The 12,490-nt window shown below is 71.3% G+C and carries 12 protein-coding genes; 9 read left to right on the forward strand and 3 right to left on the reverse strand.

Going from position 1 to position 12,490, the window contains the following annotated elements; all coding sequences use genetic code 11:
• Positions 1 to 71: 71 nt before the first annotated feature.
• The 8 genes from FOF48_RS14075 (at position 72) to nadE (ending at position 8,618) form a co-directional block, all read left to right on the forward strand.
• Entirely contained in the window at positions 72 to 1,562 is a 1,491-nt protein-coding gene (locus FOF48_RS14075) for a mechanosensitive ion channel family protein (protein ID WP_143901748.1), read from the forward strand.
• 194 nt (positions 1,563 to 1,756) lie between these two features.
• On the forward strand, positions 1,757 to 2,563 hold the full coding sequence (locus tag FOF48_RS14080; RefSeq protein ID WP_255442161.1) for a hypothetical protein: 807 nt from the start codon (positions 1,757 to 1,759) through the stop codon (positions 2,561 to 2,563).
• Positions 2,564 to 2,566: 3 nt separating this feature from the next.
• Positions 2,567 to 3,109 (forward strand): DapH/DapD/GlmU-related protein, encoded by a 543-nt coding sequence (locus FOF48_RS14085; RefSeq protein WP_143901751.1) that lies wholly within the window; start codon positions 2,567 to 2,569, stop codon positions 3,107 to 3,109.
• Positions 3,106 to 3,702 (forward strand): acyltransferase, encoded by a 597-nt coding sequence (locus FOF48_RS14090; protein ID WP_143901753.1) that lies wholly within the window; start codon positions 3,106 to 3,108, stop codon positions 3,700 to 3,702. The genes FOF48_RS14085 and FOF48_RS14090 overlap by 4 nt, the downstream gene beginning before the upstream one ends.
• 96 nt (positions 3,703 to 3,798) lie before the next feature.
• A complete protein-coding gene (locus tag FOF48_RS14095; protein WP_143901755.1) occupies positions 3,799 to 4,047 on the forward strand; it encodes an acyl carrier protein in 249 nt (82 codons plus the stop codon).
• A 7-nt stretch (positions 4,048 to 4,054) separates the two neighbouring features.
• A complete protein-coding gene (asnB, locus tag FOF48_RS14100; RefSeq protein ID WP_143901757.1) occupies positions 4,055 to 6,025 on the forward strand; it encodes an asparagine synthase (glutamine-hydrolyzing) in 1,971 nt (656 codons plus the stop codon).
• Positions 6,022 to 7,620 carry a class I adenylate-forming enzyme family protein gene (locus tag FOF48_RS14105; protein ID WP_143901758.1) on the forward strand — a complete coding sequence of 533 codons (1,599 nt, stop codon included), beginning with the start codon at positions 6,022 to 6,024 and terminating at the stop codon, positions 7,618 to 7,620. Before asnB ends, FOF48_RS14105 begins: the two co-directional genes overlap by 4 nt.
• 2 nt (positions 7,621 to 7,622) lie before the next feature.
• Positions 7,623 to 8,618, forward strand: a complete 996-nt coding sequence (gene nadE, locus FOF48_RS14110) for an NAD(+) synthase (RefSeq protein WP_143902183.1) — start codon at positions 7,623 to 7,625, stop codon at positions 8,616 to 8,618.
• Positions 8,619 to 8,625: 7 nt separating this feature from the next.
• On the opposite strand, the gene FOF48_RS14115 is transcribed toward nadE, so the two are convergent.
• Positions 8,626 to 9,675, reverse strand: coding sequence for a lipase secretion chaperone (locus tag FOF48_RS14115; protein ID WP_143901760.1), 1,050 nt, complete (start codon positions 9,673 to 9,675; stop codon positions 8,626 to 8,628).
• Between the two features lie 18 nt (positions 9,676 to 9,693).
• A complete protein-coding gene (locus FOF48_RS14120; RefSeq protein ID WP_143901762.1) occupies positions 9,694 to 10,623 on the reverse strand; it encodes a triacylglycerol lipase in 930 nt (309 codons plus the stop codon).
• A 277-nt stretch (positions 10,624 to 10,900) separates the two neighbouring features.
• Between FOF48_RS14120 and FOF48_RS14125 the strand changes: the two genes are divergently transcribed.
• The gene (locus FOF48_RS14125; protein WP_143901764.1) at positions 10,901 to 11,758 is read left to right on the forward strand and encodes a hypothetical protein; all 858 of its coding nucleotides are present in this window, start codon (positions 10,901 to 10,903) and stop codon (positions 11,756 to 11,758) included.
• Here FOF48_RS14125 and FOF48_RS14130 read toward each other — a convergent pair.
• Positions 11,697 to 12,467, reverse strand: coding sequence for a pyridoxal-phosphate dependent enzyme (locus FOF48_RS14130; RefSeq protein ID WP_143901766.1), 771 nt, complete (start codon positions 12,465 to 12,467; stop codon positions 11,697 to 11,699). The two genes, FOF48_RS14125 and FOF48_RS14130, sit on opposite strands and share 62 nt — an antisense overlap.
• Between the last annotated feature and the right edge of the window lie 23 nt (positions 12,468 to 12,490).

Here is a 12,490-nt window from a genome sequence, read left to right on the forward strand (position 1 = left end):
TCTCCGCTCGGAGGGCACCCGTCAACCGCCACCTTGACCCCCGCGCGCGCGCCCGGTCTGATTCCCCGGGCGTGCTGACTTTCCTCCAAGGCCACCTCCCCCTGCTGGCGGGCTCCATCCTGACGGTCCTGCTGCTGGGCATCCAACGCACCACCCGGGATCCCGACCTGCGCGACGACCTCCGGGGCGCGGTGCGGATGCTCGTCGCCTTCCTGGTGCTCCGGCTGACGTCGCGCCTGCTGCCGGAGGCCACGACGCCCGAGGCCCTGCGCAAGGCCGTGGGCGTGGGCTGGATGCTCACGTTCGCCTATGGCGTCATCCGCGCCGGGGTGGCGTTCGCGCTGAAGCTGGTGCGGATGCGCTCGCCGGTGACGACGCCGAAGATCCTGCGCGACGTCATTGACTTCACGCTGTACGCGCTCGCCACCGTGCCCATCCTCCAGAGCCAGCTCGACCTGGACCTGGCGGGCCTGCTGGCGACCTCCGCGGTGCTGACGGTGGTCATCGGCCTCGCGCTCCAGGAGACGCTGGGCAACCTCTTCGCGGGCCTGTCCTTGCAGTTGGACCGGCCCTTCGAGGTGGGCGACTTCATCCGCATTGGCGAGCACACCGGACGGGTGGTGCACATCGGCTGGCGCTCCATCCGCATCGCCAACTTCCGGCGAGAGGTCATCACCCTGCCCAACGGGATGGTGGGCAAGGAGCACGTGAAGAACTTCACCCAGCACCGCGAGCCCGTGGGCATCGAGGTGCAGCTGGGCGTGTCGCTGGACGCGCCGCCCAACCAGGTGAAGCAGGCCCTGCTGGAAGTGGCGCGGGAGATTCCCCAGGTGCTGGTGGAGCCGCCGCCCATCGCGCGCACGCTGGCCTTCACGGACTCCAACGTGCAGTACATGGTTCGCGTCTTCCTCAATGACTTCGCGCTGTCGGACAGCGTGAAGGAGGAGCTGCACACCCGGCTGTGGTACCGGCTGCGCCGCGAGGGCCTGGAGCTGCCTCACGCCCAGCGCACGGTGCACGTGCGCCGCGACACGCCCGCGAAGCGCCGGGAGCTGGCCGAGGACACGGTGCGGGATCTGTTGCGCCAGGTGGACCTCTTCTCCCCGCTGGGCCCGGAGGAGCTGGAGCGTCTGCACCGCGAGGTCGTCGTGCGCCGCTTCGGGCGCAACGAGCGCATCATCCAGGAGGGCGAGGAGGGCGGCACCTTCTACGTCGTGGCCTCCGGCGAGGTCAGCGTGCGCGCCGGAACGCTCCAGTCGGAGATCACGCGGCTGGGGCCGGGCCACTATATCGGAGAGATGTCCCTGCTCACCGGCGAGCGGCGCGCGGCCACCGTGGTGGCGATCCAGGACTCCGTCCTGTTGGAGCTGGACCGGCCCACCTTCGCGCGGCTGTTCTCCGACTACCCGGGCCTCGCGCGACAGCTGTCCGCGCTCCTCGCCCAGCGCCGCACCCAGCTGCGCGCCGTGACGCAGGTCTCCGGCGGTGGACCGGATCACTCGCCCGAAGCGGGCCGCATCCTCGGGCGGCTGCGTCAGCTCTTCGGCCTCGCGCACGAGTAAGGGCTTCCCGCCGCGAGCGCCGGGGCAATCGCGACCCGCTCTTGCATGATGCGATGGCCTGGAAGGCATGCATCCGGCCACGACGCGGGGGCCTTTGACGCTTGGCGCTGGAAAGGTCTAAAGCACCACACATGCGATCCGCTCGTGGCTTTCCCGCGCGAATAGGTGCCCTGCTCCTCCCTGGCGCGCTGCTCATGGTCCTGCCGCGGAGCGCGGTGGCCACGGCGGAGGAGAAGCCAGACGCGACGCGCGCGGGCCTGGAGCGGCTGTCGCAACGCCGCGTGTTCTTTGGCCACCAGTCGGTGGGCGGCAACATCCTGGAAGGCGTCCACGCCCTGCTGCCCGCGCCGGACGCGCTCTCCGTGGTGGAGGTGAAGGACCCGGCCGCGACGATCCCCGCCGGCACGCTGGCGCACGCGTTCGTGGGACAGAACGAGCAGCCGGAGACGAAGCTCGCGCACTTCGAGCGGCTGCTGGATGGAGGGCTGGCGAAGCAGGTGGACGTGGCGCTGGTGAAGTTCTGCTACATCGACTTCACCTCCAGCACCGACGCGAAGGCCCTGTTCGAGAAGTACCGCGCCACGCTCGCGGGCCTGAAGTCGCGCCACCCGGGGGTCACCTTCGTGCACGTCACCGCGCCGCTGACGACGGTGCAGCGCGGGGCGAAGGCGTGGTTCAACGAGCTGCGCGGCCGTCCCGTCTTCGGCGTGGGGGAGAACGTGTCGCGCGAGGCGTTCAACGCGCTGATGCGGCGGACGTATGACGGCAAGGAGCCGCTGTTCGACCTGGCGGCGCTGGAGTCGTCACAGGCGGATGGCTCCCGTGAGACGTACGAGGTGAACGGCCGCGCCTATCCAGCGATGGTGCCCGCGTACTCGGACGACGGCGGTCATCTCAACGCCCAGGGGCGGACGCGCGTGGCGTCCGCGCTCGTCACCTTCCTGGCGTCCCTGCCTGAACCCCAGCGCGAGGCGCCCGCCTCCGCGAAGGCCCAGCCCTGACCTATGCGCATTCCGTTGATGATGCTGCTCGGCCTGGGGCCGACCGTCGCGCGTCTGAAGTTGCGTCGCTGTGAGTCCGTGGGCGCCCTCCCGACCGTCTGGGGGCGCGTCTGGATTCACGGCGAGGGGGAAGTCCTGGTGGGCGACCGCGTGGTGTTCGACGCGCGCATGGCGCCCATCGAGCTGCACGCCCAGCGGGGGGGACGGATCGTGATCGAGGACGACGTGACCATCGAGGGCGGCAGCTCCATTGAAGCGCAGTCGTATGTGACGCTGGGTTCACGCAGCCGGCTGGGCATGTGGTGCAAGCTGATGGACAACATGTACCACCCGCTCCGGGGCAACCGGCACGAACGCCCCCAGTCGGTGCCGCTGGTGGTGGAGGAAGGCGTCACGGTGGGCAGCCGCTCCATCCTGCTGCCGGGCGCGCACCTGCAGAAGGGCGCGAGCGTGGCGTCCGGCACGGTCATCTCGCGCCGCATCCCGGCGGGCGTGACGGTGGGCGGCTCGCCGGCGCGGGTGCTGCGGCGCGAGGTGGCGCGATGAAGCCCGCCATCCCTTCGCCGGCGGAGGCCGCCCGGCTGGCGCGCGCGGGCATGCGGATGGTGCGCACGGAGCTGTTTCCCCGCGCTCAACGCGTGGTGGCGGTCGCGCGAGCGCAGTGGCTCTTCCGCTCCTTCCGCCTGGGCCAGGGCGTGGCGGCGTACGGCCCGGTGGCTGCGCGCAACGACGGCCACGCGGAGCTGGGCGACAAGCTGACGTTCCTGGGCGGCATGCTGCCCACGTCGGTGGTCTGCTACGAGCACGCGCGGCTGCTGGTGGGTTCGGAGACCCAGTTCAACTACGGCGTGTCGCTGGAGGCGTGGGAGTCCGTGCAGATTGGCGCGCGGTGCATGTTCGCGTCGTTCGTGCGCGTGAGCGACCGGGATGGCCAGCGCATCGCGCCCATCATCATCGAAGACGACGTCTGGGTGGCCCACGGCGCCATCCTGCTGCCGGGCGTGCGCATTGGCGCGCGGTCGGTGGTGTCCGCCGGAAGCATCGTCTCCCAGGACGTGCCCCCGGATTCGCTCGCCATGGGCAACCCGGCGCGCAGCATGAGCCTGGACCTGGTGGCCCGCGACGCCACGGGCTCCTGACGGGCCCCTCCTTCGCCCGGTGCTCGTTCAAGCGCGCCGGGTGCGTTGTTTCCGTATCGCCTCCCCACACCCCAGCTTCAGGACAGGACACACCCCATGAGCACCCGTGACACGCTGCGCACCTTCATCGTCGACACGTTCTTCGTGGACGACTTCGGGGACGACGACTCGTTCCTGCGCAAGGGCCTCATCGACTCCACCGGCATGATGGAGCTGGTGGCCTTCATCGAGACGGAGTTCCACATCAAGCTCGACGACAAGGAGCTGGTGCCGGAGAACCTGGACTCGCTGGCGCGCGTGGTGGCCTTCGTGGACCGCAAGCAAGCGCTGTCGAAGGCGAGCTGAGACGCCCATGTGCGGCATCGCGGGGTTCACCTTCCCGGCGGGCGAGGACGCGGGCCCGGCGCTCCACGCCGACCGGCTGCGCCGCATGACCGCCAGCATCAAGCACCGGGGGCCGGACGCGCAGCGCGCCCTGCTCCTGGACGGCGCCGCGCTGGGGCACGCGCGGCTGTCCATCGTCGACCTGGCGTCTGGCCACCAGCCGATGCGCGACGAGGCCACCGGCCTCACCGTCGTCTTCAACGGGGAGATCTTCAACCACGTGGAGCTGCGCGAGCAGCTGTCGGGGGTGTATGCCTTCCGCACGCGCTCCGACACGGAGGTCATCCTCGCGGCCTTCCTCACGTGGGGCATCGACTGCGTGCGCCGCTTCGAGGGGCAGTGGGCCTTCGCGCTGTGGGATCCGCGCGACCGCACGCTCTGGATGTCGCGCGACCGCGTGGGCATCTGCCCGCTGTTCTTCGCGAGCCTGCCGCGCGGCCAGCTGGCGTTCGCGTCGGAGGCGAAGGCGCTCTTCGCGAGCGGGCTCGTGACGCCCGCGCTGGACGCGGCGGGGCTCAAGCAGACCTTCCAGCTGTGGGCCCCGGTGGCGCCGCGCACCTCCTTCGAGGGCGTGTCGCTCCTGCCGCCCGCGCACACGGCGAGGTGGCGCGATGGGACGCTGACGCTCCAGCGCTACTGGGACCTGGACTTCGGCGTGACGCCGGACCCGGCGGACGCGCCCCGGCTGCTGGAGGAGCTGGGCGCGGTCCTGGAGCGCGCGGTGCGGCTGCGGCTGCGCGCGGACGTGCCGGTGGCGGCGTACCTGTCGGGCGGGCTGGACTCCAGCCTCCTGTGCGCGCTGGCGCAGGAGCAGCTGGGCGGCACGCTGCGCACCTTCTCCGTGGGCTTCGCGCACGCCCGGTTCGACGAGCGCGCGCACCAGGCGACCGTGGCGGAGCAGCTGCGCACCGAGCACCGCGTCGTGGAGATGCGAGACGGGGACATTGGCGCGCTGGTGCCGGGCGTCATCTTCCACGCCGAGCAGGCGATGATGCGCTCCGCGCCCGCGCCCTTCCTGCGGCTCTCCGGCTGGGTGCGCGACCAGGGCATCAAGGTCGTGCTGACAGGGGAAGGGTCGGACGAGATGTTCCTCGGCTACGACCTCTTCAAGGAGACGCAGGTGCGCCAGTTCTGGGCGCGTCAGCCGGCGTCGAAGTACCGGCCGCTGCTGCTGCGCAGGCTGTATCCCACGCTGTCGGTGAGCCAGCAGAGCGTGGAGCTGCTGCGCGAGTTCTTCGGAACGGGGCTGGAGACGCCGGACGCCCTGGGCTTCTCGCATCTGGTGCGCTGGGGAAACAGCGGGCGCATCCTGCGCTTCCTCGCGCCGGAGTTCGCCGCGAAGGTGGCCCCTGAGGACCCGGTGGCGTCGGTGCTGGCCACGGTGCCGGAGGCGGTGGCCCGGTGGCGCCCCCTGGCGAGGGCCCAGTACCTGGAGGCGCGCACGCTCCTGTCGGGGTACCTGCTGTCCGCGCAGGGCGACCGCATGCTGCTGGGCAACGCGGTGGAGGGCCGCTTCCCGTTCCTGGACACCGGCGTGATGGAGTTCGCCGCGCGCGTGCCGGAGCGGCTGCGCCTCAGGGGCCTGGACGAGAAGCACCTGCTCAAGCGCTTCTCGCGAGGCCGGGTGCCCGCCTCCATCCTGGAGCGCAGCAAGTTCCCCTACCGCGCCCCCATCGCGGGCGCGCTGGTGGGGCCGGAGGCGCCCACGTGGGCCCGCGAGCTGCTCGCGCCAGACGCGGTGGCCGCGACGGGCGTCTTCGACGCGCGCAAGGTGGAGCGGCTGGTGGCGAAGCTGCGCGCGCCGAACTCCGCGGAGAGCGAGGCGGACACCATGGCGCTGTTCGCGGTGGCCTCCACGCAGCTGCTCGCGCATCACTTCCTCCGCCCGAGCCCCGTGCCACGGGCGGATGTGGACGCGGTCCAGTTGGAGGCGGCGTGAGCGCCCTCGCGGACACCGCGCCCGACTGGGTTCGCGCCCACGCGCGAGCGACCCCCGAGGCCCCGGCGGTGGACTCACCGTGGGGCCGGCTCACCTATGCGCGGCTCGAAGCGAGGATGCTGGCGCTCGCGGGGCAGCTGCGGGCGTCGGGGGTGGGGCCGGGGACGCGCGTGCTCATCGCCCTGCCCCTGGGCTGCGCGGCCACGGTGGCGGGGCTCGCGGTGCAGGCGCTGGGCGCTTGCGCGGTGGAGCTGGACCGCGAGACAGGCGCGGATTCGCTGGCCGGCATCCTCGCGCAGACGGGGGCTCGCCACGCCGTCATCTTCGGCCAGGACGCGCGCCGCTGGACGGGCCGCGCCCAGCTCACCCACTTCTTCGTGGTGCACGCCGCCCGCCCTCCAGAGCGGATGCGCGCCCTGCTGACGCCCGCCGCGTGCACGTGGGTGCAGGAGGACGGCGCGGTGGATCCAGACGCCGCCGTGGAGCCGCTGGCGGCCCTGCCCTCCCTGGCACCGGACGCCCCCGCGTCCATCGTCTACACCTCCGGGAGCACCGGCACGCCCCGGGGCGTCGTCCAGACGTTCGCCAACATCGCGGCGAACACGCGCTCCATCGTGGAGTACCTGGGCCTCACGCCGCGCGACCGCGCCATGCTCATCCTTCCCCTGCACTACTGCTACGGGAAGAGCGTGCTGCAAACGCACCTGCTCGCGGGCGGCTCCGTGTTCCTGGATCCGCGCTTCATGTACCCGCGGGTCGTGCTGGAGGCCATGGCCTCCGAGTCCTGCACCGGGTTCGCGGGCGTGCCCCTCACCTTCGAGCTGCTGCGCCGTCAGGCGTCCCCGGACGCCTTCGCGAAGCTCACGCTGCGCTACCTCACCCAGGCCGGCGGCGGCATGTCCCCGGACACGGTGCGCTGGACGCGTGAGACCTTCCACCCCGCGGAGCTGTTCGTCATGTACGGCCAGACGGAGGCCACCGCGCGGCTGTCCTATCTGCCGCCCGCTCGCGCCGCCGACAAGGCGGGCTCCATCGGCCAGGGCATCCCCGGCGTGACGCTGGCCGTGGTCGCGGAGGATGGAGCGCCGCTGCCAGACGGCGAGGTGGGCCAGCTCGTGGCGAAGGGCGCCAACGTCACGCCCGGCTACCTCGACGCGCCCGAGGACACCGCCGCCATCCTCCACGACGGTTGGCTGTGGACCGGCGACCTCGCGTGGCGCGACGCGGACGGCTTCTTCTTCCTGGTGGGCCGCGCGAAGGAGATCCTCAAGGTGGGCGGCCACCGGGTGAGCCCCGCGGAGCTGGAGCACGTGCTCGCGCGCCACCCGGCGGTGCTGGAGGTGGCGGTGGTGGGCGTGCCGGACGAGCTGGGCGGAGAGGCCGCGTGCGCGGCGGTCGTGCTCCAGCCGGGCGCCACGCCGAAAGAGGACGACCTGCGCCGCTTCTGCCGCGAAGCGCTCCCGGTCCACAAGGTGCCACGCCACGTGCTGTTCACCGAAGCGCTCCCGCGCGGGCCCACCGGCAAGGTGCTCAAGGCCGACCTGCGCGCGCGCGTGCTGTCTTCACTCTCTTCCCCCGAATCGAGGTCGTCGTGACGATGAAGTTCTCCAAGCAGGTGCTGGAACTGGACTGGGAAGCCAAGGCCGCGTCGCTGTCGAGCGGGCTCAAGGAGGCCGTCCTCAAGAAGCTGCGCAAGCGCGGGCTGGTGGTCGCGGTCTCCGGCGGAATCGACTCCGCGTGCGTGGCCGCGCTGGCGGTGCGGGCGCTGGGACCGGACCGCGTCTTCGGCCTGCTGCTGCCAGAGCGCGACTCCAGCGGGCTGTCCTCCAAGCTGGGCCGCGAGCTCTGCGAGAAGCTGGGCATCCAGTACACGCTGCACGACATCGCGCCCGTGCTGGAGGCCGCCGGGTGCTATTCGCAGCGCGACGCGGCGGTGCGCTCCGTGTTCCCCGCCTTCCAGCCGGACATGAAGTGGAAGATCGTCATGCACGGCGACCGGCTCAACACGGACGCCCTCAACGTCTTCTACGTGGTGGTGCAGGTGGACGGGCAGGAGCAGCGCTTTCGCCTCACGCCCCAGGCCTACGTGCAGATTGTCGCGGCCACCAACTTCAAGCAGCGCGTGCGCAAGATGATGGAGTACTTCCACGCGGACCGGCTGAACTTCGCCGCGTCCGGCACGCCCAACCGCCTGGAGTATGACCAGGGCTTCTTCGTGAAGCTGGGCGACGGCTCCGCGGACGTGAAGCCCATCGCCAGCCTCTACAAGACGCAGACGTACAAGCTCGCGCGGCACCTGGGCGTCATCGAGGGCATCCTCGACCGCGAGCCCACCACGGACACCTTCAGCCTGGAGCAGTCGCAGGAGGACTTCTACTTCTCCGTGCACTACTCACAGCTGGACCTCATCCTCTGGGCGAAGAACCACGGCATCCCGCCCGAGGAGGTCTCCGGCGAGATGGGCCTCACGCCCCAGCAGATCCAGCGCGTCTACGACGACATCGACCAGAAGCGCCGCACCACCGCGTACCTCCACGCGCAGCCCCTGCTGCTCGAGGAGGTCTCCGAGCTGAAGCCCTTCAAGATCTCCTGAGGCGGCCTCACCCGCCCCCGGAACCGGAGGCCGCGTCGATGGCGTCCGCGGCCTCCACCCGGAGGCGCTCCTCCGGGGTGAACGCGTCGAAGAGCAGCCGCTGCACCGCGGCCTGACGCCGGGCCGGGTCCGGCTCGCCGCGGGTCAGCGCCTCGCGCTTCGCACGGAAGTCCGCCAGCCGCTGCTTCCACTGCGCGCGCTCCGCATCCAGCGCCTCCAGCCGTCCGGTGGCCTCCGGCCCCACGGTGGACAGCCGGTGTTGGTGAAGGTCCTCCGCCGTCGCGCCCGCCGCCAGCAGCTCCTGCTCCACGGCCTGCTGTCGCAAGGGGCGCACGGACTCCTCGCGGCTGGCGCGCACGTCCGGAGGAAGCCGCTCCTCCAGGGCCGCGATGCGCTGCTCCCGCTCCTCGGGCGTCAGCGACGCGTCCTTCTGGAGCTTCAGCCGCTCCACGGCCACCGCGTCCACCGCCTCCTCCTGCCCGAAGAGGCCGTCCGCGCTGCCGCCCAGGTGCTCGCGGCGCAGCTTGCGCAGCGTCTCCAGGCGCTCGGCGGTGTCCATCGTCGCGGCGGACCGGTTCGACGCCAGGCCTCGGGCCGCTTCGAGATAGGAGAGGTAGTCGTCCAGCACCTGCACGGCCTCGTCCATGGCGGCGGGGGGCAGGTGCTTCGCCCGCAGCGCCGCGAGGATGCGCTCGCGGATGAGCGAGGGGGACTCCTCGCCCGTCGCGGACAGGTAGTAGTTGAAGAACCGGCGCAGGTCCGGATTCGTCACCAGGTGACCGGACGCGTCCACCAGGACGGCGCCGTCCTCCTCCGTGTCCTGGAGCGACGTGGGCAACGGCGGCAGCGGCGAACCCGGCGACGGCGATGCGTTGCCCGTCACCCCGGGAACCGCCGCGGCCCCCTTGCCCGCGCGCGGAGCCTGGGCGACAGGCTCCGCGGACTTCGGCACTTCAGGCCCGGGCGCGCCCTGCGCCTGGCCCCTCCACCACGAGAAGACGCCGGCACCCAGGAGGGCGCACAGCGCGACCACGAGAATGACGGCGCGGCTCTTCATGGCGGAGGGCTCCACGGACTACAGGCCGGCGCCCTTCAGGCGGTTCGCCTGGCTGCGGAACACCGACTTCGGGTCGGTGAAGAAGGCGGTGAGGCCCAGCACCTGGTTCACCTCGTCCAGGTGGTTCATGTCGTAGTTGTCACGCAGCACCGTGCCGAAGTGCGAGCTGCAGCGGCCCACGAGGCCGTCGTTGGACTCGCTGTAGAAGAAGGACGACAGCTTCAGCGCGTAGTCCGACGCATCGAACAGGTTGGTGAAGGGGTCGGTGCCGGACCAGGAGTAGTAGCGCTGCCCCTGCGCGCCCGTCGCCGCGCCGCTGCCGCAGGACGAGGTGGGGATGCCCGCGGGGAACTTGGTGGTGAACTGCGACGTGCCCGTCTTGCTCAGCGCCCCCAGCGCGGCGATGGCGTCCTGGGGCTGCGTGTGGCCGGACAGCAGGCCCAGCACGGTGCCCAGGCTGTTCGCGAAGTACGCCAGCACGCTCTCCGTGAACGAGCCGCCCTTCAGGTTGGAGCGCAGGTAGTCCGCCAGGTCCGCGCCCTTGTGCGGCGTGCCCACCGTCGTCACCGAGGCGATGAGGTCCGGCCGCACCGCCGCCACGTAGCGCACGTCCAGGCCGCCGTGGCTGTGACCAATGAGGTTCACCTTCTTCGCGCCAGAGCGCGCGAGCACGTCCTGCACCTGCGCCAGCAGCGCCTCGCCGCGCGCCTCGCTCGTGTTGAACTGCGGAACGTGCGTGATGTAGACCTTCGCGCCGCCCGACTTCAGCTCGGACTCGATGCCGTAGAAGTAGTCCAGCACTCCGAACAGCGAATCAAAACCCGCCATGCCGTGCGCCAGCACGATGGGGTACTTCGTCTGCGTGTACGTATCCGCGGCACGGGCAGGCCGCGCCCAAACAGCAAGAACCGCGACAGTCAGAACGAGGGTCCGGACGGCGTTTCGCATACAGGCTCCTGGGGGAGGGCGGATCATCGAAAACGTTGACCCGCGAATCAGCCCATAAGGCGAGACACTGATAAAAATCAAGCCAACCTCGGATTTAACCGCAATGCATGTCAGGTCCGGATCATGCAAGCCGCGCGTGTCTGGCCTCTCTTCCCTCTGCGACTCTTTGCGTCATGAATCGAGACGCAATGCGCAATCACTTCTCAACGCGTCGCGCCACACCCAACGCTTCGCGTCGCGATGGCAGGATGCGGGGTCAGCCCAGAGGAGAGTGCCCTTGGACGCGGACGCCTATCAGGCCTTCACCACGGAGTTGACGCGCAGGGCTGACGCGGACGGCCGTTTCCGGGGGCTCGTGGCGCTGGGTTCAATGGCGGCGCGGGACTACCTGCCGGACGCCTTCAGCGACCACGACTTCTTCGCCATCGCGTGGCCGGGACACGCTGAAACATTGCGACAGGAGCGCGCGTGGTTGCCGCGCGCGGAAGACATCGCGCTGGCGTTCCGTGAGACGGCCCACGGCCTCAAGGTCGTGTACCGGGATGGGCACCTGCTGGAGTTCGCGGTGTTCGATTTGGAGGAGCTGGCGTACGCGCGAGTCAATCGCTGCCGCGTGCTCCTGGACCGGGGCGGCGTGGCGGACCGGATGGACGAGCGCGCGAGAGACACCGCGGCGGAGCTCCAGCGCACGGCGCCGGACGACGCCTCTCTGTTCGGCCAATGGCTCACGCAGGTGCTGGTGGGCCTGGGGCGCCACACCCGCGGCGAGGTGCTCAGCGGACGCGCTCGGCTGGAGGAGGCGGTGCGTCTGTTCTGCGTGCTGCTGGCCCGCCACGTCCCCGCCGCGGAGGCGTCCCTGCTGGATGGGTTGGATGCCCTGCGCCGCGTGGAGCGGGTGTATCCGGGCACCGGAGGCGAGCTGGCCCGGGCGCTGGAGGGCGACTCACCGGGACTGGCGCGGACGCTCCTGCGGCTGGCCGAGCGCGAGCTGTCCCACGTGGCCGCGTTCCCACGCGACGGAGTGGCCGCGGTGAGCGCGCGGCTTGCGCCCCCGCGCCGCCAACCGCCTCCCGTCAGGCCCGCGCGGCGGCGTGCTCCGCGACGGCGGCCTGCTCGCGCGCGTTGTGCGCGATGACGAGCACCTGATCCGGATGGGGCCGGGCCCGGGCCCAGCCCAGGAGCGCGTTGAACGGGTCGGACGCGGGCGCCGCCGTGGCGAGGGGGATGCGCGCGTGGTGCGCGAAGAACAGGTCCTCCTGCCCCAGGTTCTGGCCCGCCCACGTGCGCCAGCCGGGCAGCGGCCTGCCGGGCGCCGGCTGCAGACCGGTGACGGTGAAGCCTCCGGCCGTGAACACGCGCGTCAGGCCCACCAGCGTCGCGCCCGTGCCAAAGCCACACACCACGTGCCGCACCGTCGGGAAGCGCTCGCACACCAGCGCGCGGAGGCTCGCCGCCCAGGACTCCACGCACGCCACCAGCGCGCCGTTGGTGTGCTGCCGGGGCCAACACCAGCCCTCTCGCTCGAAGTCCTGAGCCTGCTTCCACATGCTCGCGTGCGAGTCCGCGTGGCGCACCTTCCCCCCGAAGCCGTGGTCCCGGAGGTACGCCTCCCCCACGACGTCCGTCAGCGCCACCGTGGGCAGGCCTCGCTCGCGGCCCAGGAGGTCCAAGGCCAGGGCGCTGGACGCACCGGACACCTCCACCAGCCCACGAGCCCCCGGCGGCATCGCGGCCAGGTAGCGCGCGAAGGTGAGATACTTGAGGCTTCCGGACGGCAACGCCCCACCCCACAACACCACCGGCCCACCCACGTGCGGCCGTGACAGGGAAAACACTCCACGCATGGTCGTCCCCCCGGCGCGACAAG

The organism is Corallococcus sp. Z5C101001 (assembly GCF_007352635.1).
GTDB classification, from domain to species: Bacteria; Myxococcota; Myxococcia; order Myxococcales; family Myxococcaceae; genus Corallococcus; species Corallococcus silvisoli.

Bases quoted from the DNA above. Each gene is read 5' to 3' on its own strand.
- FOF48_RS14080 (WP_255442161.1), top strand. From the start codon at position 1,757: ATGGTCCTGCCGCGGAGCGCGGTGGCCACGGCGGAGGAGAAGCCAGAC.
- FOF48_RS14085 (WP_143901751.1), top strand. From the start codon at position 2,567: ATGCGCATTCCGTTGATGATGCTGCTCGGCCTGGGGCCGACCGTCGCG.
- FOF48_RS14090 (WP_143901753.1), top strand. From the start codon at position 3,106: ATGAAGCCCGCCATCCCTTCGCCGGCGGAGGCCGCCCGGCTGGCGCGC.
- FOF48_RS14095 (WP_143901755.1), top strand. From the start codon at position 3,799: ATGAGCACCCGTGACACGCTGCGCACCTTCATCGTCGACACGTTCTTC.
- asnB (WP_143901757.1), top strand. From the start codon at position 4,055: ATGTGCGGCATCGCGGGGTTCACCTTCCCGGCGGGCGAGGACGCGGGC.
- nadE (WP_143902183.1), top strand. From the start codon at position 7,623: ATGAAGTTCTCCAAGCAGGTGCTGGAACTGGACTGGGAAGCCAAGGCC.
- FOF48_RS14115 (WP_143901760.1), bottom strand. From the start codon at position 9,675: ATGAAGAGCCGCGCCGTCATTCTCGTGGTCGCGCTGTGCGCCCTCCTG.
- FOF48_RS14120 (WP_143901762.1), bottom strand. From the start codon at position 10,623: ATGCGAAACGCCGTCCGGACCCTCGTTCTGACTGTCGCGGTTCTTGCT.
- FOF48_RS14130 (WP_143901766.1), bottom strand. From the start codon at position 12,467: ATGCGTGGAGTGTTTTCCCTGTCACGGCCGCACGTGGGTGGGCCGGTG.